The sequence below is a fragment of the Peribacillus sp. P4_C12 genome (assembly GCF_056402095.1).
On the sequence record NZ_JBFUIB010000819.1, the window covers coordinates 1 to 1,301 of the forward strand.

The window sequence follows — 1,301 nt, forward strand, 5'->3', positions numbered from 1 at the left end:
TCGTGATGGTATTTCAAGTATTTTCACACGTCCTCTAATAAATGGTTAGGTAACTACTACTATCCTTGCTGGAATCACAGGTTCTGCAGGTTCTGCATCAGGAGGAATGGAAATTTCTCTATGCGTTAATGGCAGATAAGTACATCCAATATACAGATCAGTATCCGTTTGAAGTAATGCATCGAKTAGTTTCTAGTAGTTTCAATGGCTGCCGGAGGGATGGATTCCCTTCCTCACAATGGTGGGGCTATTACTTTACTTGTCATTAGAGGACTAACACACCGTCAATCGTACCGAGATATATTTGGGGATAACTATCATTAAAACATTAGTGGTATTCTTCGTTATTGGATTGTATAGTCATACTGGAATCGTATAATAAACTGCTTTAAGGTTAGTCATAAAAAGAAATTTTAGTTATTAATAGAGAATTGACGCTTCATTAAAATGAAATAAGCGGTAAAAACAATGAAAGATCAGGTACCTGTAATATGTGAAGAGAATAATAGAATAGGGTGAACCACCCCGTAATATTAGTTCTCCGTTCTTTGAAATGTTAAATATAATCAATAGCCGCTGGAAAAAGGAAAGCAAACAGATATCTTAGTTTGATTGTCTGGAAAGGACAGAAGGATTTCTATGCGGGAGGAGGTGTTCTTTTACATTATTTACTAAGGAAACCAAAAGTAAAAATAAGATCCTCCCATTTTTAAAGGACCTATGGTCATAGAAGGATATTGGGAAAATGATATGGCTAATCAATCTGCATTTATCGATGGGTACTGGCGTTCAGGCGATCTGGCGAAAATAGATGAAGATGGTTTTATCTATATTATGGATCGTAAAAAAGATATGATTAACCGTGGTGGAGAAAAGGTCTATTCAGTGGAAGTGGAAAATGTGATATATACCCATCCGAAAGTTTTAGAAGTAGCAGTAGTAGGAATTCCGGATGAAATCTTTGGTGAAATGGTAAAAGCCTTCATTGTAACCAAAGAGAATATAGTTCTCGAAAAGGATGAAATTATAGAATTTACTTCGAAACAATTAGCAAGCTATAAAGTTCCAAAAGAAATCGAATTTGTTTCAGAGCTTCCTCGGAATCCAGGTGGAAAGGTTTTGAAGAATCGATTGAAAAATGCATGAATTAATAAATGGACACTGACTATATGGTTAGTGTCTTATTTATATAGAGAAAAACTCTCCACCGGCACATAAGTTTCACACTCCCTATGCAGGGAAAAGATGTATTTATACTGAATAATATATAGAGAGATATATGAGAAAGGTAACAGCTGTAT

At 35.3% G+C, this 1,301-nt stretch carries 1 protein-coding gene and 1 pseudogene; both read left to right on the forward strand.

Translation table 11 applies throughout. The annotated features are described in order from the left end of the window. Positions 1–379, forward strand: a pseudogene (locus AC1DUW_RS29325) (GntP family permease); the annotation flags it as partial. 371 nt (positions 380–750) lie between these two features. Next, the gene (locus AC1DUW_RS29330) at positions 751–1,146 is read left to right on the forward strand and encodes a class I adenylate-forming enzyme family protein (RefSeq protein WP_116822350.1); all 396 of its coding nucleotides are present in this window, start codon (positions 751–753) and stop codon (positions 1,144–1,146) included. Positions 1,147–1,301: the final 155 nt, after the last annotated feature.

What these genes read in the sequence shown, in the direction of transcription:
- AC1DUW_RS29330 (WP_116822350.1), top strand. Translation starts at nt 751, where the DNA reads ATGGCTAATCAATCTGCATTTATCGATGGGTACTGGCGTTCAGGCGAT.